The organism is Achromobacter sp. EG18 (genome assembly GCF_059759395.1).
In genome coordinates this window covers 797,275-821,356 of record NZ_CM186213.1, presented here as the reverse complement: position 1 = coordinate 821,356, position 24,082 = coordinate 797,275, and the positions used below count along the sequence as shown (strand labels likewise).

Here is a 24,082-nt window from a genome sequence, read left to right as displayed (position 1 = left end):
GCCGCGCCCCACCGGCCTGCCCGGCCTTTGCGGACGGATCCGGGCCGCGTCGGGCTCAGCCGTGGCAGTCGGCGACTTCCTGGTCCAGATAGACGTCGAAAGCCACGTCTCGGGCCCATTTGGCGGTCAAGGCCTTCCAGGCGTCGGCCCGCGCCCATTCGCGCATGCGCGCATCGAGCCAGGACTGCGTGGCCGTATCGGCCGCCGGCAGCAGCCAGACCCGCTCAGAGCGGGCGCCGTCGGGGCGCAGCGTGGCCGAGAATTTCTTCCATTCGGGAAAACGCATCAGCGGTTCCCAGACCGCGTCGTCGATCAGGCCGACGTCGCAGCTGCCCTCGCGCACCGCGACCAGCGCGTCGGACGGCACCCGATAAGTGCGCACCACCGCGCCCCAGCCCCGCGCCAGCGCCTGCGCGCCAACGGCGGCCTCGGCCATGCAGACGCTGCGGCCGCGGGCATCGCTGCCCTGGCGCATGCGGGTATCGCTGCGGATCACGGCCTTGGGACGCGCGGCGTAGCCGGTGGCCACCGCCGCCAGATCGCCGGGCAGCGCCTGGGCCGGCTGCGCCCGATCGGCCAGCACGATGTCGACCTCGCCCGCGGCAAGCAGCCGCGCCGCGTCGGCCGCCGCCACCTGCCGCAGGCTGAACGGCAGGCCCAGGTCCTGCGCCAGCTTCTCGGCCATGGAGATATCCAGTCCTTCCGGAGTGCGGATCTTGGCGCCGGCCACCGGCGCGGGCGCCAGGTACGGCACGCCCACCACCAGCTCGCCGCGCTGGCGCGCGGCCGCCAGCCCGTCGGCCGCCGCCACGCCGCCGGTGGCGGACAGCAAGGCCGCCAGGCAGGCCAGGAAACGCAGACCGCGCCGCATCATGGGCCTCACACGTACTGGTAGCGCAGCAGCCGGTGCTTGAGGTTCTCGAGCACGAACTGGTCGATCAGCGCGGCCAGCACCGCGATGACCAGGATGTTGGTCATGACGCCGGTCATGTCGGCGATCTCGCCCGAATAGGCCAGCGAACGGCCCAGGCCCTTGCCGAAGCCGATCAGCATTTCGGCCGAGATCAGCGCGCGCCAGGCATTGCCGAACGCCAGCTGGGCGCCGGTGATCAGCTCGGGCATGACGGCCGGCAGGTACACGCGCTTGACCAGGCCCCAGGGCGTGGCGCCCATCACGCGGGCGGCCGAAACATGCACGCGCTGCACCGATTCGGTGGCGTTCATCACGCTCAGCGCCGCCGGAAAGAACGCCGACAGCGCCACCACCACGATGATCGGCGTGCTGCCGAAACCCATCACGATCAGGAACAGCGGCACCCAGGCGATCGACGGGATCGATTGCAGGATGACGATGGCGCTGCGCAGCACTTCACGGAAGAAGAACAGCACGGCCGCCACCAGCCCGAAGCCGATGCCCGCCGCCAGCGCCAGGCCGTAGCCCGCGCCCAGGCGGCCCAGCGTGCCCATCAGGCTCTGGTGGAACGACTGCTTGCCCAGGTCCTCGAACAGGCGTTCGAGCACGGCGGGCACGCCCGGCATCAGGAAGTCGGGCAAGGCCAACGCCGCCGCCTGCCATAGCGCCAGGATGAACAGCACACCCAGCACGCCCGCCAGATGCTTGCGGGCGCCGGTCACACGGGTCGATGCGCTCAAAGCTTGCGCGCCTCTTGCCAGGACAGGTCGACGATGCTGGAGACGTCATACGGCTTGCCGTCGCGCGTCTTGAGCGAACCCTGAGCCTGCAGGATGTCGGCGATCTCCTGCATGCGCTTGGTGTCCTTCTCGGTCAGCTTGGGCGTGAACACCTGCGTGCTGATGGCTTCGGCGATCACGGTCTCGCGCGGCAGCTCGCCGCGGTTCAGCGTCTTGAGCGTGGGCTCGGCGATGAAGTACGAGGCGATCAGCTTCGAGGCCTGGGCCGGTTCCTTCTGCAGCAGCGCGATGGCCTGGTTCTGCGCGTCCAGCGCCTTCCAGACGTCGTCCTTGCGCTTGGCCAGCGTCTCGCCCGAGGTGATCACCACCATGCACGGGAACGGCCAGGCCTGGCCCACTTCGTAGATCTGCTTGACCGGCGCCACCAGTTGCGCGATGCGGTCATAGGGTTCGAACAGGAAGGCCGCGTCCACGCGCTTGCCCACCAGCGACTGCACCGCCACCGCCGGGCTCACGCCCATCACGTTGACGTCGTCGGCGGCCAGGTTGCCCTGCTTGAGCACCACGCCCTTGAGCACCACGTCGGCGGTGCTGCCTTCGGCCTGCGAGGCCAGCGTCTTGCCCTTCAGTCCGGCGATGTCCTTGATGCCCGAGTCGTCGCGCACGATCAGCGAGTGGTAGCCCTGCTGCGCGCCGCCCACCACCTTCAGGTCCGCGCCCTTGGAGGCCCAGGCCACGGCGTTGGTGAAGCCCAGCACGCCGATGTCCAGCTGGCCGCCGACGATGGCCTTGATCAGGTCGGTGCCCGACTTGAACTCGATCAGCTCGGAATCCAGGCCGGCCTTCTTGTAGTAGCCGCCTTCCTGCGCCACGATGGCCTGCGCATCGTCCATCACGCGCAGATAGCCGACGCGGAATTTCTCGGCGGCCATGGCGGGCGCCGCGGCCAGGAGCGCCGCGGCCAGCGGCAGGGACAGCCATTGCTTGAATTTCATGGGAAAGCTCCAGGGGATCGAGGATGGCCGGCGCCCACTGACTGGCGCCGCCCGTGAACCGGAAATCGAAAGGGTCAGGCGGCCAGCGCCAGGTCGGAATGCGCCGCCGCGCCGTCGACCGCGATGCCCAGCAGGCGCAGGATCTCGCGCTTCTCGGCGGCCAGGTCGGACAGGTCGTGGCTCTTGGCGCGATGGGCCAGGTTGAATTCGCGCAGCACCCGCGCCGGGCGCGGACTGAACACCACGATGCGGTCGGCCAAGAACAGCGCCTCGTCGACGTCGTGGGTCACCAGCAGCACCGTGGGTTTTTCCTGCGCGATCAGCTGGCGCAGCACGTCCTGCAGCGCCAGGCGCGTCAGCGCATCGAGCGCGCCGAAAGGTTCATCCATCAGCATCGTCTGCGGCTGCGCGATGAAGGCGCGGGCCAGCGCGGCGCGCTGGCGCATGCCGCCGGACACCTGGTGCGGGTAATAGTGTTCGAAGCCGGCCAGGCTGACGCGCGCCAGCCACTGGCGCGCCGCCTCGCGGGCGCGCTTCTTGGGGGTCTTCTGGAATTCCAGCGCCAGCGCCACGTTGTCTTCCAGCGTCAGCCACGGATACAGCGCGTGCTCCTGGAACACCAGCGTGCGGCTGGGATGCGGACCGCTCACGGCCTTGCCGTCGGCCAGCACCTGCCCTTGCGTGGGTTTTTCCAGGCCGGCCGCCAGGTGCAGCAGGGTCGACTTGCCGCAGCCTGACGGCCCCACCAGCGCGACCAGCTCGCCGGTCTTGAATTCGCTGGTGAAACCGTCGACGACCGGCAGGTCGCCGAATTGCTTGTGGACGTGGTCGAAAGTCAGGTTCATGGAACGAATCGTGGGCGCGCGTGGGGAACGGGCCTAATCTAACAATTCGTTATATGAATCCAAACGATAAATATCGCATGTCCTTAATGCCTGGAGTTATAAAACAGCCACTTCAGGCGGCCGCCCCCGACCGGCTCGCATGCCGTTGCAGGCCGACCGCGATCAGGAAGCCGAACAGCACCGCCACCGCGGCGGACAGGAAGATCGCCGGATAGCCGAAACCGCCGGAGATATAACCCGCCACCGGACCGGTCGCGCCCAGCGCCAGGTCGAGGAAGGCCGAATAGGCCCCCAGCGCCGCGCCGCGGCTGCCCGCCGGCACCCGCGCCACCGCCTCGACCCCGATGGCCGGGAACACCAGCGCGAAGCCACAGCCGGTCAGGGCCGCGCCCACCAGCGCGGCGCCGGGATTGGGCGCCAGCCACAGCAGCGCCAGGCCGGCCGCCTCCACCAGGAACGACACCTGCGCCACCCTGAAGCCGCCATAGCGCGTGATGGTGCCCGCGAACAGCAGGCGCACGCCGATGAAGGCGCAGCCGAAGGCGCTGAGCGCGTGCGCCGCGCCCTCCCACGAGAAGCTGGCGTAGTACAGCGCCACGAAGGCCGCCAGCGTGCCGAAGCCGACCGAGCCCAGTCCCAGCGCCATGCCATGCGGGAACACCCGCAGCACCACGCTCTTGAAGGCCATGCGGTGGCCGCCGACGATGGCCACCGCGGCCCGCGCCAGCGCCAGCCCCAGGCCGGCCAGGCCCAGCAGCAGCACGGCGCCGCCCAGCGCGCCCATGCTCCATTCGGTCTCCAGGTAGACCCCCAGCGGCGCGCCCAAGGCCAATCCGCCGTAGGTGCAGATGCCGTTCCAGGAAATCACCCGCGCCGTGTGCAGCGGGCCGACCCGGGCGATGGCCCAGGTGGCCGAGCCAGTGCCGACCCAGCTTTCGCCGAAGCCCAGCGCCAGCCGGCTGACGATGATGGCGCCCAGGCTGAGCCAAGCGCTGCGCTCGAAGGCGTAGGCCAGCAGCAGGAACACGCCGCTGGCGGCACAGGCGGCCATGCCGATCACCACGGTCTGCTTGGGGCCCACGGTATCGGCCATGCGGCCCGCGTGCGACCGGCTCAGCAGCGTGGCCACATACTGCACGCTGATGGCCAGCCCGGCCAGCACCGAGCCGTAGCCGAGCTGGTCATGCACGTAGCCCGGCAGCACCGCCAGCGGCAGGCCGATGGCCAGATAACAGATGAAGGTGAAAAAGGCGATCGCGACGATGCGCGCGGTCAATGCGAACGTCCCGATGGGCGCGCCATCGGGCGTGGTATGAGGAGTGGGAGGCATGGCAGACTGGGTGGAACCTGGCGCAACGGGCCAGGGTTTACCCGGATGATAGCCCAGCAGGATTGCGGCAGGCTGAACGCCGTCCAGCCCGCCGCCCTGGCCCGGGAGTCAGGCCCGCCACCAGGCCTGGACGTAGGCCCGCATATCAGGCCCGTGGCATCGGGCTCCGAGTATCAGGCTTCGATGCCGCGCGAGGACAGGTAGTCTTCGTAGCCGCCGCGGTAGTCGACGATCTCGCCCGAGGGCAGGATCTCGATCACGCGCGTGGCCAGGCCGGACACGAATTCGCGGTCGTGCGACACGAACACCAGCGTGCCTTCGTACTTTTCCAGCGCGAACTGCAGCGATTCGATCGATTCCATGTCCAGGTGGTTGGTCGGCTCGTCGAGCAGCATGACGTTGTGGCGGCCCAGCATCAGGCGGCCGAAGGTCATGCGGTTCTTTTCGCCGCCGGACAGCACCTTGGGCGCCTTGGGCAGGTCGTCCGCCGAGAACAGCAGGCGGCCCAGCACCGAACGGATCGACTGGTCGTCGTCGCCCGGCTGGCGATGGTCGCCCATCCAGTCGAGCAGGTTGATATCGGTCTGCAGGAACTGATCCGACACGTCCTGGGCCATGTAGCCGAGGTCCGCGTTATCCGACCACTTGACCGTGCCGGCATCGGGCGCCAGGTCCGTGGCCAACAGGCGCAGCAAGGTGGTCTTGCCGACGCCGTTGGCGCCGATGATGGCGATCTTCTCGCCGGCATCGACCATGGCCGAGAAGTTGCGGATCACGGGCGCGTCGTAGGACTTGGACAGGTTCTCGACGGTCACCGCCAGGCGGTGCATGACCTTGTTCTGCTCGAAGCGGATGTACGGGTTCTGGCGCGACGACGGCTTGACCACGACCTGCTCGGCCTTGATGCGGTCGATCTGCTTGAGGCGCGAGGTGGCCTGGCGCGACTTGGACTTGTTGGCGGCGAAGCGGCGCACGAAGTCCTGCAGTTCGGCCACGCGTTCCTTGGCCTTGGCGTTGTTGGCCACCAGGCGCTCGCGCGCCTGCGTCGAGGCCAGCATGTAGTCGTCGTAGTTGCCCGGGTAGATGCGGATCTCGCCATAGTCCAGGTCGGCCATGTGGGTGCAGACCTGGTTCAGGAAGTGGCGGTCGTGGCTGATGATGATCATCGTGCTCTGGTAGCTGTTGAGCACGTTTTCCAGCCAGCGGATGGTGTTGATGTCCAGGTTGTTGGTCGGCTCGTCCAGCAGCAGCACGTCCGGATTCGAGAACAGCGCCTGCGCCAGCAGCACCCGCAGCTTCCAGCCCGGCGCCACTTCGCGCATCGGCAGGTTGTGCTGGTCCACGGCGATTTCCAGGCCCAGCAGCAGCTCGCCAGCGCGGGCTTCGGCGGTGTAGCCGTCATATTCGGCGAACTTGGCCTCCAGGTCGGCCGCGCGCATGTAGTCGTCTTCCGACGCTTCCGGGTTGGCGTAGATCGCGTCGCGCTCGGACATCGCGGCCCACATCTCGGTGTGGCCCATCATCACCACGTCCAGCACGCGCAGGTCCTCGAAGGCGAACTGGTCCTGGCGCAGCTTGCCCAGGCGCACGCCCGGCTCCAGCGAGACGTTGCCGGCCGACGACTCCAGGTCGCCGCCGATGATCTTCATGAACGTCGACTTGCCGGACCCGTTGGCCCCGATCAGCCCGTAGCGGTTGCCTTCCCCGAACTTGACGCTGACGTTCTCGAAAAGGGGCTTGGGACCGAACTGGATGGTGAGATTGGCGGTGGATATCACAGTGTTTTAGCAGCGGGAAATGGATGTGGCGCCAGGATGGCGCGACAACGCCGGCATGCGGCGAAACCTGATAGTGTACCAAGCCCGGATGGCAAACCGCCCGGCGCGGGCCGGGCGGTCGGAAAAACCAGGCGGGCCGGGGCCTCAGTGATGGTGTTCGTCCAGCACCAGGTGGGCCAGGCCCTTTTCGGTGGCGATGCCGACTTTCTGGCCGATCGGCAGCGTCGCCTTGGTGGCCACGTGGCCGTACGGCAGGCCGGTCACCACCGGCACCTTGACCGTCTTGCGCAGCCAGGCCACCACTTCGTGCAGGTCGTAGCCCTTGTCGTGCGGCGCCAGCTTGTAGTCGGAGAAGCGGCCCAGCACGATGGCCTTCTGCTTGCCCAGGATGCCCGCCTGCCACAGCTGGATCAGCATGCGCTCGATGCGGTAGGGGTGCTCGGCCACGTCTTCCAGGAACAGGATGCCGCCACGCACCTTCGGCATGTAGGGGGTGCCGATCAGCGAGGCCAGCATGGCCAGATTGCCGCCCCACAGGATGCCGCGGCAATCGACCGGGTCGGCGTCCTGGGTCTCGAAGCTGAGGATTTCCAGCTCGCCGCGCATCACTTCGCCGAACAGCGCTTCGGTCAGGTCGTCGACCTTCTTGCCGCCGAAGTCGTAGATGGCGGTGGCGCCGGTGTAGCTGACCGCGCCGGTCTGCGCCAGCAGCGCCAGGTTGAACGCGGTGAAGTCGCTCATGCCGACGAAGCGCTTGCCGCTGTCGGCCATGGCCTTCCAGTCGATCGCGTGCAGCAGACGGCCCATGCCGTAGCCGCCGCGCGTGACCATGACGATCGGCAGCTTCTGCTTGGCGGCGCGCGTCAGGCTGGCCAGGCGCTGCGCGTCGGTGCCGGCAAAGCGCTGGTGCTCGGCCAGCGCGGTGCGGTCCAGCGCGGTCTTGAAGCCCTGCGCGGCCAGGCGCTCGCGCGCCAGCTCGACGGTCTGGGGGTCACGCACCGCCGACGACGGCGAGATCAGGTAGATGCCGCGCGCGTCCGGGAAGCCGTGGACGTGGCCCGGTTCGTGGTCGTGGCTGTGGTCGTGGCCGCAGTCCTCGCCGCATTCGTGGTCGTGATCGTGGCTGGCGTGGTCATGCGCCGGGGTGGCGGCCGCCTTGGCGGCGCGCGCCTTGGCGCCTCGGGTGTTGCTCATGCGATGGATTCCTTGGCGCGGCGTTCGCGGAAGAACCGGCGCAGCAGCTCGCCGCAGGGTTCCGCCAGCACGCCGCCGGTGACTGAAGTGTGATGATTGAGTCTGGGCACCGAGCCCACGTCCAGCACGCTGCCGCAGGCGCCGGTCTTGGGATCGTAGGCGCCGAACACCACCCGCGCCAGCCGCGCGTGCAGCATGGCGCCGATGCACATGACGCAGGGTTCCAGCGTGACGTACACGGTGATGCCCGGCAGGCGGTAGTTTTCCAGCGCGCGCGCGGCGCCGCGCAGCGCGACGATCTCGGCATGCGCGGTGGGGTCGTGGTCGATGATGGTGCGGTTGTAGCCGCGCCCCAGGATGTCGCCCTGGGCCGAGACCACCAGCGCGCCCACCGGCACCTCGCCGATGTCATAGGCCGCCCGCGCCTGGTCCAGCGCCAGCGTCATGAAATCGGCATCCTGCGCGGTCCAGGGCGGCGTGGCCGCCATGGCGAGCGGCTCAACCACGGTACACCCGCGACTTGAGCGCGATGCGCCCGGCCAGGCTGGTCACGGCCTCTTCCAGCCACTGGTAAAGCTCGGCGTTCTCGTCGTAGCGCGCCTGGTTCAGGTTCGATACCCGGCCTTCCTCGATGAAGCCCCAGGCGCGGCTGCGCTTGTCGCGGTGCTTCGGATCCCACACGCCGAAGGCGAAGCCGCCGGCGCGGCGGATCAGCGAGAAGCACGGGATGTCGGTGTAGCCGTCGCCGACGAACACCATCTGGTCGAACGGCACCCGCAGGCGGTCTTCGGGCACCTTGCGGTTGACCTCGAACGGCTTGTTGCGGAAATCGCGGCCGATGATGCCCTTCTGGATGTGGAACAGATAGCGCGTCTTGTCGGTGAAGCTGACGATGCGGCGCGGAAACTCGATGCCGCCGTCGGCGCCATAGGTGAATTCGGAGGCCCAGATCTCGGTGAACTCGTGGGCGATGGGCGTGGAGCGGACCACGTCGCCGATGCCGCTGGAGATCAGGTAGAACTCCAGCTGCACCTGCGGCTGCTCGGCCCGCACCGCGGCGCGCAGGCGCTGGAACAGCGTGGACACGCCGTCGTGCAGTTCGAGCCGCGCGCCCCAGTCCTGCAGGCGCTGCTGCGTGATGAGGCCATGCCTGCCCTCGCGCGAGAGCTGGATCATCTGGTAGAGGTAGGCCGGAACGGGATCCCAGTCCTGCCTGGACAGCAGCGGGTCGACCTGGTCTTTCCAGAAGGACGCCGTGTCCACCCCGATGCTTTCCAGGAAACCGGACGTGCTGTCCGAGGCCAGCGTGTCGTCGAAGTCGAAAATCAGGGCGATGACGTCGGACATGGATATGCGTGAGTAAGGGCGACAGCCGCCATTTTGCCTGATTGTGGCGGCGGCCGGGCCCCAGGGGCGCGGGGAAAGGGCATGACGCCCTCCCCTGGCCCTTCGAGCGCCGTTACTGGCGCATCGGCGCCGGCGGCGGCGCCATGCCCGGGGCGGGCGCCATGCCGGGCGCCGCGGCCGGCGGCGCGGGCGGCACCGTGCCGGCGGTGCCGGCCGGCACCTGGATCACGGTTTCACGCAGCACGCCACCGCCCTGCACGCTGCCGCGCACCTGGGTCGGCGAAGTCATCTGCGTGATGCAGTCCTGGCGCGAGTCGGCCGGCAGGCGGTTGCAGCGTTCCACCATGTTCTGCTGGTGCTGGTCGGTGCTGCCATCGCTCAGGTGCTGGCGATTGGCTTCCTGGCGGGCGGCGCCCGCCTCGCGCATGCAGGCGGTGCGTTCCTGCCCGGTGCTGCCGTTCTTGCAAGCCGCCACATCCTGTTCGTATTGCGCCTGGATGCCGGCGCGGCCGATCGGATCGGCCGCCTGCGCCGCTCCCGCGGCCAGCATCAGGCCTGCCGCGCAAAGGGATGCCGCAAGGCGTTTGGTGTGCATGGGACGTACATTCATGGCCAGCTCCTTGGAGAAAGAGGATTGAACCCGGGACGACGCGGCTTCGTGGGCCGGCGCCGTCTGCTTGATACAACTATCCCACGATGGGACGACGGGGACATGTCCAGCAACGTGCAATCGTAAGCCGAAGTTTCCGATGCTGCGACGCAATATCCATTGCGCCCGCGCAACCCGACGCCGGATTTTTCCGTTCCGTCCCTTTGCGTGCCCTGCTCGGCCCCCGCCCGCCTAGCGCGCGTCCAGATCGGCGTCGGCCTTGGTCAAACGGTTACGGTATACCGCCGCGCGCATCAGCAGCATCGCCGTCACCGGCGACGAGACGATCAGCAGCAGTGTAATGATCACTTCATGAAACACCGGCCGCGACGACAGCGCCGAAAACACCAGGATCGACGCGGCCAGCACGCAGCCGCAGCCCATGGTGTTGCCCAGCGTCGGCGCATGGATGCGGGCGTAGAAAGTGCGAAAGCGCAGCAGGCCGGCCGAGCCGGTCAGCGCCAGCAGGCCGCCCAGCACCAGCAGGATGCTGGCCGGAATGCTGGCCCACAGGGGAAGGGTTTCGATCATGGCTCGATCACCTCGCCGCGCAACAGGAAGCGCGCCATGGCCGTGGACCCCACGAAGCCGAACAGCGCGATCAGCAGCGCGATGTCGAAGTAGACCGGCGTGCCCGAACGGATGCCGAACACCAGCATGGTCAGCATGCCGTTGATGTAGAGCGTGTCCAGCGCCAGCACGCGGTCCTGCGCGGTGGGGCCGCGCAACAGGCGGATGGTGGCGAACACCATGCCCAGCGCAAAGCACACCAGGGCAAAGGACGCCGCCCAATACAGTATGGCGTTCATTCGAATATCTCCATCAAGGGGCGCTCATAGCGGTCCTGCACCAGGCGCACCCAGTCTTCCTCGTTCTGCAGGTCGAGCACGTGCAGCTTGAGACGGTGGTCGTCGGTCAGTTCGACCCAGACGGTGCCGGGCGTGTAGGTGACGATGCAGGCCAGCATGGCCAGGCCGTGCGGGTCGCGCATGGTCAGGGGGATCTTGATGAACCCGGGCGAAAAATCGTTGGGCCGCGGGTTCAGGATGAGCTTGGCGACCGCGACGTTGGACTTGATGATGTCCGCGGTCACGTGCAGGAACAGCGGAATCGCCTTCCACAGTCGCCGCGGCTTGGCGTGCAGCGGACGCAGGCGCGACGCGGCCCAGGTGAACCACAGGGCCAGCGCCACGCCCAGCGCGATCTGGCCGGCCGAGAGGCTTTCGTTCAGCACCAGCCACAGGACGAACAGGAACACCGGCAGGAAAAGGAAATACAGACGGCGCATCAGCTGCCTCCTTGCGCGGCGCGCACCGTCTGCGCGGACATGACGGCATCGATGTAGCTCTTGGGCTGGTCCAGCGAACGCGCGGCGTCGTCCAGGTAGGCCGACACCGGGCCCGCGCCCGCCGCCAGGCCCACGCACAGCAGCAGCAGGACGGCCACCGGCCCGGCTTCGATCACCCGCAGGCGCGGCGTGCTGCGGTCGTCGCTGGCCCAGAACACGCGGATGCCGGTGCGGCCCAGGCCGATCAGGCCCGCCAGGCCGGACACCAGCACCGCCGCCACCAGGATCCACGCGTCCATCGGCGGCGCCGATTCATTGGCGGCGGAAACCGCCGCCGACAGCAGCGAGAACTTGGCCACGAAACCCGACAGCGGCGGCAGCCCGGTCACCAGCAAGGCGCAACAGATGAATGCCAGCCCCAGGAAAGCCATGGCTGCCGGGATGGCGACGCCGACCACGTCGTCGGAACGATTCACCGAGGTCGGGTCGTCCAGGTCGAAGGCGTCCAGCGTCACCGCCAGCACGTTGGCGCCGAAGCTGCGGGTGCGCTCGATCAGCTCGGCCAGCAGGAAGAAAGCGCCCGTGGTCAGCACCGAGCTGATCAGGTAGAACAGCGCCGGGCCGGTCAGCGTCACCCCCGGCATGCCCAGCGCCGTCAGCAGCGTGCCGGCCGAGACGATGACGCAATACCCCACCATCTTCTCGAGCTGCTGCGTGGCCAGCAGGCCCAGGCCGCCGAACAGCAGCGTGGCCAGGCCGGCCGCGAACATCCAGTCCAGGCTGAACGCGGCCGGCGCGCCGCTGGGCAGCAGCAGCGAACCAATGCGCAGCAGCGCGTAGATGCCGACCTTGGTCATGATCGAGAACATGGCCGCGATCGGCGCGCCGGCCGAGCCGTAGCCCTTGACCAGCCAGAAGTTCAACGGCCACGCCCCCGCCTTCACCAGGAAGGCCACGCCGAGGATGGCGGCGCCAGCCTCGAACAGCATGCGGTCCGAACCGGTCAGGTTGCCGGCGCGCAGCGCCAGGTCGGCCATGTTGAGCGTGCCGCTCACGCCATAGATCAGCGCGATGCTGATCAGCAGCAGGAACGAGGCCACCAGGTTGACGGCGATGTACTGCAGGCCGGCGCTGACGCGCGCCACGCCCGAGCCGTGCAGCAGCAGCCCATAGGACGCGGCCAGCAGCACTTCGAAGAACACGAACAGGTTGAACAGGTCGCCCGTCAGGAAGGCGCCGTTCAGGCCCATCAGCAGGAACTGGAACAGCGAATGGAAGTGCACCCCGGCGCGGTCCCAGCGCGCCAGCGCGTAGGTCAGCGTGGCCAGGCCCAGCACCGCGGTGAGGGTCAGCATGACCGCGGCCAGGCGGTCCACCACCAGCACGATGCCGAACGGCGCGGGCCAGTCGCCCACCAGATAGACGCCGACGCCGTCCGGCCAGACGCCCGGCACGACGCCGCCGGCGACCGCCAGCAACGCAATGGCGGCGGCCAGTTGCGCCAGCGTCGACACCATGGCGATGGCGCCGCGCGCGTAGCGGCTGGTGTCGGCCAGCAACAGCATCACGGCGCCGGCCAGCAGCGGCGTGATGATGGGCAGGATGGGAAGATGTTGCAGCCAGAAACTCAAGATTGGGACTCCCGTCCATCGACGTGGTCGGTGCCCGTCAAGCCGCGCGAAGCCAGCAGCACCACCAGGAACAGCGCGGTGGTGGCAAAGCCGATCACGATGGCCGTCAGCACCAGCGCCTGGGGCAGCGGATCGGCATACCAGGAAGGATCATGGGCCATGGCCGGGTCCACCACCGGCGGACGGCCCGAGGTCAGGCGGCCCATGCCGAAGATGAACAGGTTGACCGCGTAGGAGACCAGCGACAGGCCCATGATGAACTGGAAGGTACGCGGCCGCAGCAACAGCCAGACTCCCGAGCCCGCCAGGACGCCGATCGCGACGGCGTAAATCAATTCCATCAGGCTTCCCCCGTTTGAGCGGCGGCCGCCTGGCTTTCGGCGGCTGCCTTGCGTTGCGCGCGCAGCGATTGGTGAGCCAGCGCCACCAGCACCAGCACGGTGGATCCGACCACCAGCATGTAGACGCCCAGGTCGAACAGCAGCACGCTGGACAGGTGCACGTGGCCCACCAGCGGCAAGGCGATGTCCCAGGCCAGCGCGGCCAGGAACGGCTTGTAGGCCAGCCAGGCGGCCACCGCCGCCGTTCCGGCGAACAGCAGTCCGATGCCGATCCAGTTCTGCGGGTTCAGGCGGCTGCGCGACTCGACCCAATAGACCCCGCCCACCATGTATTGCAGGATCACGGCGGTGGCGAAGATCAGGCCGCCGACGAAGCCGCCGCCCGGCTGGTTGTGGCCGCGCAGCAGGAAATACACCGAGATCAGCGCCGCGGTCGGCAGCAGCAGGCGCACCAGCACCGTGGGCACCATCATCGGGCCGGTCGGCACCACCGACTTGATGTCGGGCGCGGCCGGCACCGGGCCGTCCTGGTCGATCTGCTGGCGCGGCAGGTCGGCGCTCTCGGGCGCCGGGCGGAAGCGGCGCAGCAGCGCATAGACCGTCAGCGCCACGATGCCCAGCACGGTGATTTCGCCAAAGGTATCGAAGCCGCGGAAGTCCACCAGGATCACGTTGACCACGTTGGTGCCGCCGCCATCGGGCAGCGCGCGGTCGACGAAATACGAGGAGATGGTCTCGCCCTGCGGCCGCACCAGCACGGCATAGGCCAGCGCCGCCATGCCGGTGCCGGCGGCGGTGGCCAGCAGCAGGTCGCGCAGGCGGCGGCCACGAGCCCGCAGCGTCGCGCCCAGGCCTTCGTCCTCGTCCTGCGCGATGCGGCGCGGCAGCCAGCGCAGGCCCAGCAGCAACAGCACCACGGTCACCACTTCGACCGACAGTTGCGTCAGCGCCAGGTCGGGCGCCGAGAACCAGACGAACGTGAGACAGGTCACCAGGCCCGCGCCGCCGGCCAGCGCCAGCGACGCCAGGCGGTGGTATTTGGCCTGGTAGGCGGCCGCCACGGCGCACACGCAGCCCACCAGCCACAACAGGGCGAACGCCGGGTCCACCGGGGCCGCGCGGCCGGTGCCGTCCAGCCAGCCGCCCGCGCGCAGCGGCAGCCAGGCCACGAACAGCGTGCCCAGCACGATCAGCACCATCTGCACCTGCAGGCGCGACGAAGCCAGCCAGCGCAGCAACCAGGCGGCCGCGACGCTGGAACCGTCCAGCAGCGCCTCGAACGAGCGGCGGCCATCCAGGCGGTAGATGAACGGCACCCGGCCCGGATTGGCGCGCTGGTGCGCGCGCAGCGCCAGGTACAGGATCACGCCCGCGGTCATGGCCACGAAGCTCATCACCAGCGGCAGGTTGACGCCGTGCCACACGGCCAGGCTGTATTCGGGCATGTTGGCGCCCAGGATGCTGCGCGCAGCCGTGGCCAGGAACGGCCCCAGGGTCACGCCTGGCAGGATGCCCACCACCAGACACATCAGCACCAGCAGGCCGCTGGGCACCAGCATCCAGCCGGGCGGCTCGTGCGGGGCGCGCGGCAGGTCGGTGGCTGGCGGGCCGAAGAACACCTGCAGGATGAAGCGCAGCGAATAGGCCACGCTGAAAGCCCCCGCCACCGTGGCCGCCAGCGGCAGGCCGGTGCGCGTTATCCAGTCGCCGCTGACGAAGGTGGTCTCGGCGAAGAACATTTCCTTGGAGATGAAGCCGTTGAGCAGCGGCACGCCCGCCATCGAGGCGGCGGCCACCATGGCCAGCGTGGCCGTGATCGGCATGGCCTTGTACAGCCCCGACAGGCGGCTCAGGTCGCGCGTGCCGGTTTCGTGGTCGACGATGCCCGCCGCCATGAACAGCGAGGCCTTGAAGGTGGCATGGTTGACCATGTGGAACACCGCCGCCACCAGCGCCAGCGAGCTGTTCAGCCCCAGCAGCAAGGTGATCAGGCCCAGGTGGCTGATGGTCGAGTACGCCAGCACGCCTTTCATGTCCTGCTGGAAGATGGCGGCATAGCCGCCCAGCACCAGGGTGATCAGGCCGGCGCCGCCGATGATCCAGAACCATTCGTCGGTGCCCGCCAGCACCGGCCAGAAGCGCGCCAGCAGGAACACGCCGGCCTTCACCATGGTGGCCGAGTGCAGGTAGGCCGACACCGGCGTGGGCGCGGCCATGGCATTGGGCAGCCAGAAGTGGAACGGAAACTGCGCGCTCTTGGTCAGCGCCCCCAGCGCCACCAGCACCAGCACGGCGGGATACCAGGGGTCGGCGCGCACCAGGTCGCCGGCGGCCAGCACCCGGTCCATGTCGTAGCTGCCGACGATGTGCCCCAGGATCAGCACCCCGGCCAGCAGGCACAGCCCGCCGGCGCCGGTCACCGTCAGCGCCATGCGCGCGCCGCGGCGGGCATCGAGGCGGTGATGCCAATAGGCGATCAGCATGAACGAGGCCAGGCTGGTCATTTCCCAGAACATGACCAGCTGGATCAGGTTGCCCGACAGCACCACGCCGAGCATGGCGGCCATGAAAGCCTGGAAGAACGAGAAAAAGCGCGGCACCGGGTCTTCCGGCGACATGTAATAGCGCGCGTACAGCACCACCAGCGCGCCCATGCCCGAGACGATCAGGGCGAACAGCCAGGCGTAGCCGTCCATGCGCAGGGTGAATTGCAGCCCCAGCGCGGGCGCCCAGGGCATGTCGGCGCGGATCACGCCGCCATCGGCCACCTGCGGATACAGGCTGGCGACCAGAACCACGCACACCAGCGCGATGATGCCCGCCAACCAGGCCTCGGCGTTGCGGGCGTTGGAAGGCAGCAGCGCGGCGCACAGGCTGCCGGCAAACGGCAGAGCGAGGATCAGTATCAGCGACATGGCGTTCCGAGAATGTCCGGGCCCCCTCCCGCCAGCGCGGCAGCGAGAGACGAAACGAACCGGGGATTGAAAAACGGACGGAACCCTGGCCCGGTGCGTCGCTGCACTACACGTTGCCCCGCGGGGACTTCAACCAACGCCCCATTGAACGGCGCAGACAGAAACAAACGCAATAGCTTTCTTGCAAGACCGGCCAAGAATCTCATCCGAAAAATATCAGATTCTTGTAAGTTATGCAGAGATTTATGCACGTACCGAGGCGATGACGACATGTTCGATGCGCATTCATTACGCATCCATGATGCCCCCGTTTTCGTTCAAGTTATTGTCAGCATACGTTTTTTAGCCACAACTTCGCCGATCAGGGCCTTTTCTGCGCGGCATCAAATACCCCCATGCGATGCAGGGGGAATCCCGATTGACCGGGGTGGTGTAACTGTGTGGAATGGCGCCCACGAAGCGTCGGCCAGGCCCGCATCCGCGCCCGGCGCGCTTCACCGACGCCGGCCATCGAAGCCGGCCGGCTCGGATTCAATAATATGGAGAAGACTCTTGACCGTGCTGTCCCAAGCCAAGGCCGCCCTGGCCACCGCCCTCGCCGGCCTCTGTCTCAGCGGCGCCGCGCAAGCCGCTGACGCCTACCCGAACAAACCCATCCGCCTGATCGTGCCGTTCGCGGCCGGGGGCACCACCGACATCGTCGCCCGTGTGGTGGCCGAAGGCCTGGGCCGAGAACTCGGCCAGGCGGTGGTGGTGGAAAACCGCGGCGGCGGCGGCGGCTCGATCGGCGCCGACGCGCTGGCGCGCTCCACCCCGGACGGCTACACCCTGGGCGTGGCCACCGTCAGCACCATGGCCACCAACCCCGCCACCAATCCCAAGACCCCCTACAACCCGCTCAAGGACTTCGCGCCCATCACCAATATGGTGAATGTGCCCAACGTGCTGACCGTCAATCCCGCGGTGCCGGCCAAGTCGGTGGCGGAGTTCGTCGCCCTGCTCAAGGCCAACCCCGGCAAGTACAGCTACGCCTCGTCGGGCGCCGGCGGCATCGGCCACCTGGACGGCGAACTGTTCAAGTCGCTGACCCAGACCGACATGGTGCACGTACCCTATCGCGGTTCGGGCCCGGCCCTGAACGACGTGATCGCCGGCCAGGTCAACGCCCAGTTCGACAACCTGCCCTCGTCCATGCCGCACATCCAGGCCGGCAAGCTCCGCGCCCTGGCCATTGCCGCGCCCAAGCGCCTGCCCGCCCTGCCGGACGTGCCGACCTTCGCCGAAGGCGGCCTGCCGGAAATGGACAATATGGCCTGGTACGGCCTGGTCGCGCCCGCCGGCACGCCCCAGGCGGTGATCGACCGCATCCACGATGCCACCGTCAAGGCGCTGAAGGATCCCAAGATCGTGCAACGCCTGGCCGACGGCGGCTCGCTGGTCGACGGCAACACGCCGGCCGAATACGCCGCCCAGATCAAGCGTGAACTGGAGCTGCGCCAGCGCATCGCCAAGGAACGCAACATCCAGTCGAGCAACTGAGGCTTGCCGCAAGGCATTGCCGCGTAGCCGGCGGGCAGCCTCCCTGTCCGCCGCTCCCCCCGCGCCGCAGGCTGGCAGCGTGGGGGCCGGATCAGCGGATTCGGACCATTCGGACGAGGCGCCCGCGGCACATCGGCGGATGGCGGGCGCGGGCTCTGCTACCATTTCGCCCGTGCGAACCGATTTTTCCCGCCTCTCCGACGCCGCCTGCGTCCTTTGCGCCCTGCGCTCGACCCTGTTGAGCTCGCAGGAAGTCGCCGCGCGTTCCGCCTACGCGCGCTCCAAGCCCGGCTAAGCGCCCGCCTCCCCTCCCTTCCGTCTCGTCCGTACCGGCCGCCGCCGGCCGCCAGCACGTCCGTACGTCCCCATGTCGTGCGCACCGCCAGGCGCCAGGCCGGCCGCCGCAACCGCCTCGCCGAATGGCCGGGCGGTTTTCGCCACATGTTTCGTCCGCGCGCCGGCTTCGTCCGGCGGGCGGCGCCACGCCTTGATCGCCACCGAGCCATGCAACTCACCAAGAAATTCGTCAAAGCCAAGAATCCCTGCGCGGGAGGCTACAAATGGTTCCTGCGGGACCACAACGGACAGGGGGACTACCAGGCCGTCCTCGATGCCCTGGTGGCCGACGGGCGCGTGGGCGACGCCTGCTGGCTGCTGGACCAGTTCGGGCCGACCGACGCAGTGCTGAAGCTGGACACGCTCGACGCGCAGGCCATCGTCTTTGCCGGCACGCTGGAGGTGCGCATGGGCATCAACGTCGACAGCGTGGTGCGCGCCGGCCGCAGCATCATCACCGGCGGCGGCATTCGCGCCGGGGAATCCATCGTTGCGGGCGAGAACATCACCGCCGGCGCCAACATCGCCAGCGCCGGCGACCTGCGCGCGGGCGGCGACGTTTCCGCCGAATGGGGCATCGAGGTCGCCACCCTGCTGGACTGCCGCGGCAACGTGCGCGCCAAATGGGACATCTGCGCCGGCCAGGACCTGGCCGTGACCGGCCACCTGCGGGCCGGGCAGGACGTGCAGGTGCAAGGCGCCCTCAAATGCGGCCAGGGAATCAAGGCCGGCGGCGGCGTCCAGGCCGCCAAGGACATCGATGCCGCCTGCGGCATCCAGGCGGGCGCCACCATTGCCTGCGGCGGCCACCTGGCCGCGGGGTGGGGCCTGATCGCAGGCGAAGACATCCGCGCCGACGGCTCGATCCGCGCCGGCGAAGGCGTGCATGCCGATGGCTGCATCCAAGCGGGCGACGGCCATGGCGTCTATGCCGGCCTGAATGTGCGCCTGGACGCCTGGGCGGTCTGCGCCCGGGTCCAGGCGCGCGAGCGCCCGGCGCAACTGGTCAGCGGCCACTGGGCCGGCCAGGAAGAAACCGCGCACGCGTAGCGCGGGGGAATATCAGCTCCCAGGCTGCGCGGCCGGCGCCCGCAGCACCAGCATCAAACCCAGCAGGATTCCCGCCATGCCGCCCAGGCTCAGCAGCGACAGCCGGTTGCCGAGCACCAGGTAATCCAGCGCCGCGGTGCCCGCCGGCACCAGGTAGAACAGGCTGGTGACGTTGACCAGGTTGCCGGACTGGATCATGCGGTAGAACAACAGCGTCGCGCCGACCGAGATCACCAGGCCCATCCACAGCAGCGGCAGGATGAAGCCCACGCTCCAATCCGCATGCAGCGGCTGGAACGGCGCGAACAGCAGGCACAGCGCCAGGCTCACCACGTACTGCAGCGGCATCACGTCCATCGGCGCCTGGCGCACGCGCTTTTGCAGGATGGCGCCGACCGTCATGCTGGCCAGCGCCGCGAATGCGAAGGCCATGCCGGCCACCGAGAAACGCGCCATGCCGATGCTCTGGAACATCACCATCGCCAACCCGCACAGGGCCAGCAGCAGGCCCGCCAGCCGCATGGGCGGAAAGCGGCGCTCCAGCAGGGCCAGGGTCAGGATGGGTTGCGCCCCCAGCAGCGTGGCCAGCACGCCCGGCGTGATGCCATGATCCAGCGCCAGCAGATAGCAGATGGAATAGCTGCCGATGAGCAGCAGCCCGGTCAGCGCGACGATACCGCGCGTGCCCGGCGCGGGCAGCCAGCGCCGCCGCCCCGCGCAGATCAGCAGCAACACCGCCAGGGCCAGAATGAAGCGCAGCAGCAGGAAGCCGAAGGCCGAGGCATGCGCCAGGCCCCATTTGGCGAAGATCGCGCCGCCGCTCCACAGCAGCACGAACAAGGAGGTGGAGCCGTAGGCGGCCCACGCATTGCGATTTGAAGACATGAGAATTTCTACCTGTCGAATATGGAACAGGCTCCCGCGGCGTGCGCGCGTCTTGCGAAGCGCGGAACGAATCAGGCATGGACGCGCGGCGGGCGGACGCAAACGCGTCGGCGCATCAGCGCGGCGGATCCAGGCGATAAAGCGGGAGCGGGAGGTGTGCGGCGGTCAGCCGACGACGGCGGCCACGGGCGGATAGGCGCCCACGACGCCGGCGACGACATCGCACGGCGGCGGCGGAGCAGCCGGCGGCGATACGACCGTCGAGACGACAGGAGAAACCACGGGAGAGGACACGCCATGCCGCAGGCTTGCGCGCAGGCCGGCGCCGGCTGCGCGGGCAGCGAAGGCGGATTCGGCGGAAGGCGTGAAGTCGGGCATGTGAAACGCGTCGGGTTCGGTGATGAACCCGCGTAGCCTACCGGCGCGGCGCCCAGGCGTCAAGCGCCGATGCGACGTTGCTCGACGCCCAGGTCGCGCCAGGCCTCGCCATGGCAGGTGAACATCAGGATCTGGTGGCGCGTGGCGGCATCGAACAGCGCGCGCTTCATCAGGTCGCGGCGGCCGTCGTCGGTGTGCACCAGGGCGTCGTCCAGCAACAGCAGCGTGGGACGCCCCGCCTCGCGCAGCAGGTCGGCGTAGGCAAAGCGCGCCAGGATGCCCAATTGCTCGCGCGTGCCGAAGCTGAGCGCGTCCAGCGGGTCCTCGCCGCCGGCACGCTGCAGGGCGGCAGGCAACAGCGCTTCGTCCAGGCGCAGCGCCGATTCGGGGAACAGCAGCGCCAGGTAGTGGCTCAGACGGCGGGCCAGCGGCGCCTGCAGGCGCTGGGTGGCGGCGTCGCGTTTGCCGGCCAGCAAGGTGGACAACAGCTCAAGCGCCTGCGCGCGGCGCTGGAACTCATCGCGGCGGCGCTGCAGGCGTTCGCAGGCGGCCTCGGCTTCGGACAATCGTTCGCCCAGGCCTTGCGCGCCGGCCTGCTCCAGCTTGCCCAGCAGTTGCTGGATCTCGCTGTGGCGCCTGTGCTGGGCGTCGCGTTCGATGGCGGCGGATTTCTCGTAGCGTTGCGCGTCCTGCTCCAGCAATTCGGGGCGCAGCGCTTCCAGCGCGGCCTGCGCCTGATGCAGGCGTTGTTCGAGCAGGTCGTGGCCGTTGCGGGCCTCGGCCAGGCGGCCGGCACGATCCTGGCGCTGCGCCGCGCGTTCGGGCGATTGCAGGTCGGCGCCGCGCGCGGCGGCCTGGGTTTCGAGCAGTTGGGCGCGGGCGCCGTCGGCATCCAGGGCGCGCTGGACCGCCGCCAGGGCCTGCTCGGCTTGCGCGGCGCTGGCTTCGGCATCGCGCAACGCCTGGCGCGCGGCCGGCGGATCGACGTCGTCGGCCTCTGCCGCCGGGGGCAGCAGTGCCAGCCGTTCGGCCAGTTGCGCGCGCCGCGCCTGCGCTTCGTTGCGCTGGCCGCGCAGCGCGTCCACGCCCTTGGGCGCATGGATCGCCAGCGTCTTGCGCATGGCGTCCAGCTCGCGCTGCAAGGCGATGCCGCGCGCGTGGCGTTCCTCGGCCTCGGCCGCGTGGGCCACGCCCAGGCGCGCCAACAAGGCGGCGCTGGCGGCCTGCATCTGCGCCAGTTCGCGCTTGAGCGCAGGCAGGTCCTGGCCGCCCGGTTCGATGCGCAAACGCCCCAGGCCGGGCAATTCCAGTTCGGCCGCGGCGGTCAGCAGCAACTCGCCGTTGCCGGCCAGCGCGGCGCCGTCCAGCCGGGCCTCGCGGCCCGCGTCGAACGCATAAGACAGGCGCGTGGCAATGGCCTGCTGGCGCAGTTGCAGGTCGCCCAGCGCGCGCTCGCTCTTGCGCAGGGCCTGGATATCGGCGTCGGCGATTTCGATGCGCACCGCTTCGGCCTTCAACGTCGAGCCCTGCTCGATCAGGCGGGTGGCTTCTTCCAGCGCGCCGTCCAGGCGTTCGATGTCGCGCGCCAGCTGGTCGAGTTGCTGCTGCAGATCGCGCCGGTCGGCCACCGCCTGCACCGCCGCGACCCGCTGGCGCGCCTGCTCGGCGGCGGCAACGTGCGTATCCCGGAGCCGCCGGGCGCGGGCCAGCGGCTCCTGCGCCTCCTGGACGGCGGCGCGGGCGGCCTGCGCCTGCGCCACCAGGGCCTGCAGCTCGGTTTCGTCCTGCTGGTCGCGGCGCACCTGCTCCTGCAGCACCGCGAGGGTCTGCGCGGCCTGGCGCTGCTCGCGCTGCAGCCCTTCGAAGGCTTCGCGTTCCTTGGCCACGGCCGCGAGCCGGGCGCGCGCCTCGGCCGCGCGCGCCTCGAGATCCTTCCAGGGTTGGCCGGCCTCGGCGCGCGCATGCTCGGCGCGCAGCGCCGCCAGCCGGTCGACGTCGGCGTCGAACTGGGCCTTGGCCTGGGCGCATTGGTCGCGCTCGGCCTGGGCGGCGGCGAGCGCGTCCTCGGCGTCCTTGTAGACGCCCTTGGGGCGGCCGTTGCGCGCATCCAGCAAGCTGGCGCGCTCGGCGGCCACGCGTTCATAGAGCCGGTCGCCGTCGCCGGAGGCCAGCTCGCCGGACAACTGCGTCAGGGCCTCGCGCAAATGGCCGCCGGCATGGCCGGCCGCGGTTTGCAGGTTCTGGCCGTCGCCCTGCTGGATCCACAGCAGGCCCGGCACGCCGGCCAGGTCGGGCTTGCTCTGGCCGCGCGCGGCCAGTTCGAAGCCCAGCAATGCGGCCAGCGTGTTCTCGGCTTCCTCGCCCTCCAGCCGTTGCGCGCCGTTGTCGATCAGCAGCTCGCAGCGGGCGCGCGACAGGAAATACTTCTTCAGTTGGTAATCATGGCCGCCATGGCTGAACGCCAGCTCGACGCCGGGACGGGCGCCGCTCTCGCCGCGCGGCGCCAGGTCGGACACGGTGCGGGTGCTGTAGCGTTCCAGGAACGCGGCGCGGATGGCCGCGGCCACGGTGCTCTTGCCGGCCTCGTTGGGACCCACGAACAGGTTCAGGCCATCCTGCAGGCCATCCAGCACCAGGGGCTGGCGGAACTTGCGGAATTCTTCCAGGGCGATGCGCGTGAGCTTCATTGCGCGCCTCCCGCGGCGGCGCCTTCGCGTTGGAAGCGCAGCAGCAGCCGCAAGGCCTCGCCGGCCACCGCCGCCTGCTCGGGATCGGCCTGCATGGCCTGCAATTGCGCCGCCACTTCGCCGACGTAGCCGCTGGCGCCCAGTTGCGCCAGGTCGGCGTCATCGGGTTCGAGCAGCAGGCCGGAAAAGTCCGGCAGCACCGCCCTCGCCTGCGCCGCGGCCTGGTCCACGGCGCGTTGCAGCGCCTCCCAGGTCGGCACGTTGACGTGGCCCTGCAGCTCCAGCCGCAGCACATCCTCGGCGCGCAGCGCCGCCAGGCGCTCGGCCAGCGCCTGGGCGTCGGTCGGCAGGCTCAGCGTTTCGGTCCAGGCCGACCAGCGGTACTTGCCGGTGGCCACGCGCTCGACCTGCGGCGTGGCGCCGGGCGCGGCGATGCGCACGTCCAGCACGTAGCCGGGTTCGTTGCCGCGAAAGCGGTCCTGTTCGGGCGTGCCGGCGTACCAGGTGCGTTCGTCGATGGACAGGCAGCCGTGCCAGTCGCCCAAGGCCAGGTAGTCCAGCCGCGCGCGGCTGGCGCGATCGGGAGCGATGGGGTTGGTGGCGTCGATGGTGTCGGGCAGGCGCCCGGCCACGCTGCCATGGGCCAGGCCTACGCGGATGCGACCCGGTTCGGACTCCATGGCGTCGAAGGCCTGGGTGACGTCGTCGTAGGTATGGCGCTGGGTCAGCGGCGCGGCCAGCACCGCGAGGTTCTGCGCCGCCAGGTCGACCACGCCGGGGCGCGGCGGCACCCGCACATTGGGCGGAATGCAGCCCAGTTGCGCGGCGCGGCTCCAGACGCTGTCGGCCAGCGCCGCGTCGTGGTTGCCGGCGATCATGACCCAGGGGCCGGCATAGGCGGCCAGCGCCGCGAACAGGCGGCGGATGGTACGGTCGGACACCCCCTGCGTATCGAACACGTCGCCGGCCACCAGCACCGCGTCGACCTGGCGCTCGGCGGCCAACGCGGCGATGCGCGCCACGGCATCGAAGCGGGCCTCGGCCAGCAAGGCGGCGTCATCGGTTTCGAACTGGCCGTACTGGCGGCCGATCTGCCAATCGGCGGTGTGCAGGAAATGGGTCATGCGGGGATTGTAGAGGCCGGCGGCGGCCGCCAGGAACATCGGCAGGCCGCAAGCTGTCGCAAAAGCATCCGCCCGCGCCCGGAGCGAACAACGGCCCGGCCGGCATTGTGCGCCGGG

General features: G+C 69.3%; 22 protein-coding genes. 2 read left to right on the top strand and 20 right to left on the bottom strand.

What is annotated here, in order from left to right; all coding sequences use genetic code 11:
- Nucleotides 1-55 precede the first annotated feature (55 nt).
- From AC6CR5_RS03960 to AC6CR5_RS03885, 16 genes are all read right to left on the bottom strand, one after another.
- Nucleotides 56-874, bottom strand: a complete 819-nt coding sequence (locus tag AC6CR5_RS03960; protein ID WP_109442172.1) for a transporter substrate-binding domain-containing protein — start codon at nucleotides 872-874, stop codon at nucleotides 56-58.
- Nucleotides 875-879: 5 nt separating this feature from the next.
- Nucleotides 880-1,653: an ABC transporter permease gene (locus AC6CR5_RS03955; protein ID WP_026383568.1), complete on the bottom strand. Its 774-nt coding sequence runs from the start codon at nucleotides 1,651-1,653 to the stop codon at nucleotides 880-882.
- Nucleotides 1,650-2,648: an ABC transporter substrate-binding protein gene (locus AC6CR5_RS03950; protein WP_006388146.1), complete on the bottom strand. Its 999-nt coding sequence runs from the start codon at nucleotides 2,646-2,648 to the stop codon at nucleotides 1,650-1,652. The genes AC6CR5_RS03955 and AC6CR5_RS03950 overlap by 4 nt, the downstream gene beginning before the upstream one ends.
- 74 nt (nucleotides 2,649-2,722) lie before the next feature.
- A complete protein-coding gene (locus tag AC6CR5_RS03945) occupies nucleotides 2,723-3,493 on the bottom strand; it encodes an ABC transporter ATP-binding protein (RefSeq protein ID WP_006388145.1) in 771 nt (256 codons plus the stop codon).
- A gap of 112 nt (nucleotides 3,494-3,605) precedes the next feature.
- The gene (locus AC6CR5_RS03940; RefSeq protein WP_024068718.1) at nucleotides 3,606-4,823 is read right to left on the bottom strand and encodes an MFS transporter; all 1,218 of its coding nucleotides are present in this window, start codon (nucleotides 4,821-4,823) and stop codon (nucleotides 3,606-3,608) included.
- Nucleotides 4,824-4,996: 173 nt separating this feature from the next.
- Nucleotides 4,997-6,601, bottom strand: coding sequence for an ABC-F family ATPase (locus AC6CR5_RS03935; protein ID WP_006388142.1), 1,605 nt, complete (start codon nucleotides 6,599-6,601; stop codon nucleotides 4,997-4,999).
- 144 nt (nucleotides 6,602-6,745) lie between these two features.
- Nucleotides 6,746-7,795 carry an LD-carboxypeptidase gene (locus tag AC6CR5_RS03930; RefSeq protein ID WP_024068716.1) on the bottom strand — a complete coding sequence of 350 codons (1,050 nt, stop codon included), beginning with the start codon at nucleotides 7,793-7,795 and terminating at the stop codon, nucleotides 6,746-6,748.
- Nucleotides 7,792-8,283, bottom strand: a complete 492-nt coding sequence (tadA, locus tag AC6CR5_RS03925; protein ID WP_020927463.1) for a tRNA adenosine(34) deaminase TadA — start codon at nucleotides 8,281-8,283, stop codon at nucleotides 7,792-7,794. The genes AC6CR5_RS03930 and tadA overlap by 4 nt, the downstream gene beginning before the upstream one ends.
- Before the next feature lie 10 nt (nucleotides 8,284-8,293).
- Complete coding sequence (locus AC6CR5_RS03920; RefSeq protein WP_024068715.1) at nucleotides 8,294-9,142, bottom strand: HAD family hydrolase; 849 nt, start codon at nucleotides 9,140-9,142, stop codon at nucleotides 8,294-8,296.
- Between the two features lie 112 nt (nucleotides 9,143-9,254).
- Nucleotides 9,255-9,752 carry a hypothetical protein gene (locus tag AC6CR5_RS03915; RefSeq protein ID WP_024068714.1) on the bottom strand — a complete coding sequence of 166 codons (498 nt, stop codon included), beginning with the start codon at nucleotides 9,750-9,752 and terminating at the stop codon, nucleotides 9,255-9,257.
- Between the two features lie 231 nt (nucleotides 9,753-9,983).
- The gene (mnhG, locus tag AC6CR5_RS03910; protein ID WP_006388137.1) at nucleotides 9,984-10,322 is read right to left on the bottom strand and encodes a monovalent cation/H(+) antiporter subunit G; all 339 of its coding nucleotides are present in this window, start codon (nucleotides 10,320-10,322) and stop codon (nucleotides 9,984-9,986) included.
- On the bottom strand, nucleotides 10,319-10,600 hold the full coding sequence (locus tag AC6CR5_RS03905; protein ID WP_006388136.1) for a K+/H+ antiporter subunit F: 282 nt from the start codon (nucleotides 10,598-10,600) through the stop codon (nucleotides 10,319-10,321). Before AC6CR5_RS03905 ends, mnhG begins: the two co-directional genes overlap by 4 nt.
- Nucleotides 10,597-11,079 carry a Na+/H+ antiporter subunit E gene (locus tag AC6CR5_RS03900; protein WP_006388135.1) on the bottom strand — a complete coding sequence of 161 codons (483 nt, stop codon included), beginning with the start codon at nucleotides 11,077-11,079 and terminating at the stop codon, nucleotides 10,597-10,599. The genes AC6CR5_RS03905 and AC6CR5_RS03900 overlap by 4 nt, the downstream gene beginning before the upstream one ends.
- A complete protein-coding gene (locus tag AC6CR5_RS03895) occupies nucleotides 11,079-12,710 on the bottom strand; it encodes a monovalent cation/H+ antiporter subunit D (protein WP_006388134.1) in 1,632 nt (543 codons plus the stop codon). The genes AC6CR5_RS03900 and AC6CR5_RS03895 overlap by 1 nt, the downstream gene beginning before the upstream one ends.
- The gene (locus AC6CR5_RS03890; RefSeq protein WP_006227452.1) at nucleotides 12,707-13,051 is read right to left on the bottom strand and encodes a Na+/H+ antiporter subunit C; all 345 of its coding nucleotides are present in this window, start codon (nucleotides 13,049-13,051) and stop codon (nucleotides 12,707-12,709) included. Before AC6CR5_RS03890 ends, AC6CR5_RS03895 begins: the two co-directional genes overlap by 4 nt.
- On the bottom strand, nucleotides 13,051-15,966 hold the full coding sequence (locus AC6CR5_RS03885; RefSeq protein WP_054444936.1) for a monovalent cation/H+ antiporter subunit A: 2,916 nt from the start codon (nucleotides 15,964-15,966) through the stop codon (nucleotides 13,051-13,053). Before AC6CR5_RS03885 ends, AC6CR5_RS03890 begins: the two co-directional genes overlap by 1 nt.
- Nucleotides 15,967-16,518: 552 nt before the next feature.
- Between AC6CR5_RS03885 and AC6CR5_RS03880 the strand changes: the two genes are divergently transcribed.
- Complete coding sequence (locus AC6CR5_RS03880; RefSeq protein WP_054497125.1) at nucleotides 16,519-17,505, top strand: Bug family tripartite tricarboxylate transporter substrate binding protein; 987 nt, start codon at nucleotides 16,519-16,521, stop codon at nucleotides 17,503-17,505.
- A gap of 504 nt (nucleotides 17,506-18,009) precedes the next feature.
- On the top strand, nucleotides 18,010-18,891 hold the full coding sequence (locus AC6CR5_RS03875) for a hypothetical protein (RefSeq protein ID WP_026383573.1): 882 nt from the start codon (nucleotides 18,010-18,012) through the stop codon (nucleotides 18,889-18,891).
- Between the two features lie 12 nt (nucleotides 18,892-18,903).
- Here AC6CR5_RS03875 and AC6CR5_RS03870 read toward each other — a convergent pair whose 3' ends face one another.
- The 4 genes from AC6CR5_RS03870 to AC6CR5_RS03855 form a co-directional block, all read right to left on the bottom strand.
- Nucleotides 18,904-19,776, bottom strand: coding sequence for a DMT family transporter (locus AC6CR5_RS03870; protein WP_006388129.1), 873 nt, complete (start codon nucleotides 19,774-19,776; stop codon nucleotides 18,904-18,906).
- A gap of 165 nt (nucleotides 19,777-19,941) precedes the next feature.
- A complete protein-coding gene (locus tag AC6CR5_RS03865) occupies nucleotides 19,942-20,154 on the bottom strand; it encodes a hypothetical protein (protein WP_024068709.1) in 213 nt (70 codons plus the stop codon).
- 59 nt (nucleotides 20,155-20,213) lie between these two features.
- The gene (locus tag AC6CR5_RS03860) at nucleotides 20,214-22,841 is read right to left on the bottom strand and encodes an AAA family ATPase (RefSeq protein WP_498085269.1); all 2,628 of its coding nucleotides are present in this window, start codon (nucleotides 22,839-22,841) and stop codon (nucleotides 20,214-20,216) included.
- Complete coding sequence (locus AC6CR5_RS03855) at nucleotides 22,838-23,965, bottom strand: metallophosphoesterase family protein (RefSeq protein ID WP_148319324.1); 1,128 nt, start codon at nucleotides 23,963-23,965, stop codon at nucleotides 22,838-22,840. Before AC6CR5_RS03855 ends, AC6CR5_RS03860 begins: the two co-directional genes overlap by 4 nt.
- Nucleotides 23,966-24,082: the final 117 nt, after the last annotated feature.

Bases quoted from the DNA above. Each gene is read 5' to 3' on its own strand.
- AC6CR5_RS03960 (WP_109442172.1), bottom strand. From the start codon at position 874: ATGATGCGGCGCGGTCTGCGTTTCCTGGCCTGCCTGGCGGCCTTGCTG.
- AC6CR5_RS03950 (WP_006388146.1), bottom strand. From the start codon at position 2,648: ATGAAATTCAAGCAATGGCTGTCCCTGCCGCTGGCCGCGGCGCTCCTG.
- AC6CR5_RS03945 (WP_006388145.1), bottom strand. From the start codon at position 3,493: ATGAACCTGACTTTCGACCACGTCCACAAGCAATTCGGCGACCTGCCG.
- AC6CR5_RS03940 (WP_024068718.1), bottom strand. From the start codon at position 4,823: ATGCCTCCCACTCCTCATACCACGCCCGATGGCGCGCCCATCGGGACG.
- AC6CR5_RS03930 (WP_024068716.1), bottom strand. From the start codon at position 7,795: ATGAGCAACACCCGAGGCGCCAAGGCGCGCGCCGCCAAGGCGGCCGCC.
- tadA (WP_020927463.1), bottom strand. From the start codon at position 8,283: ATGGCGGCCACGCCGCCCTGGACCGCGCAGGATGCCGATTTCATGACG.
- AC6CR5_RS03920 (WP_024068715.1), bottom strand. From the start codon at position 9,142: ATGTCCGACGTCATCGCCCTGATTTTCGACTTCGACGACACGCTGGCC.
- AC6CR5_RS03915 (WP_024068714.1), bottom strand. From the start codon at position 9,752: ATGAATGTACGTCCCATGCACACCAAACGCCTTGCGGCATCCCTTTGC.
- mnhG (WP_006388137.1), bottom strand. From the start codon at position 10,322: ATGATCGAAACCCTTCCCCTGTGGGCCAGCATTCCGGCCAGCATCCTG.
- AC6CR5_RS03905 (WP_006388136.1), bottom strand. From the start codon at position 10,600: ATGAACGCCATACTGTATTGGGCGGCGTCCTTTGCCCTGGTGTGCTTT.
- AC6CR5_RS03900 (WP_006388135.1), bottom strand. From the start codon at position 11,079: ATGCGCCGTCTGTATTTCCTTTTCCTGCCGGTGTTCCTGTTCGTCCTG.
- AC6CR5_RS03890 (WP_006227452.1), bottom strand. From the start codon at position 13,051: ATGGAATTGATTTACGCCGTCGCGATCGGCGTCCTGGCGGGCTCGGGA.
- AC6CR5_RS03885 (WP_054444936.1), bottom strand. From the start codon at position 15,966: ATGTCGCTGATACTGATCCTCGCTCTGCCGTTTGCCGGCAGCCTGTGC.
- AC6CR5_RS03875 (WP_026383573.1), top strand. From the start codon at position 18,010: ATGCAACTCACCAAGAAATTCGTCAAAGCCAAGAATCCCTGCGCGGGA.
- AC6CR5_RS03870 (WP_006388129.1), bottom strand. From the start codon at position 19,776: ATGTCTTCAAATCGCAATGCGTGGGCCGCCTACGGCTCCACCTCCTTG.
- AC6CR5_RS03865 (WP_024068709.1), bottom strand. From the start codon at position 20,154: ATGCCCGACTTCACGCCTTCCGCCGAATCCGCCTTCGCTGCCCGCGCA.
- AC6CR5_RS03860 (WP_498085269.1), bottom strand. From the start codon at position 22,841: ATGAAGCTCACGCGCATCGCCCTGGAAGAATTCCGCAAGTTCCGCCAG.
- AC6CR5_RS03855 (WP_148319324.1), bottom strand. From the start codon at position 23,965: ATGACCCATTTCCTGCACACCGCCGATTGGCAGATCGGCCGCCAGTAC.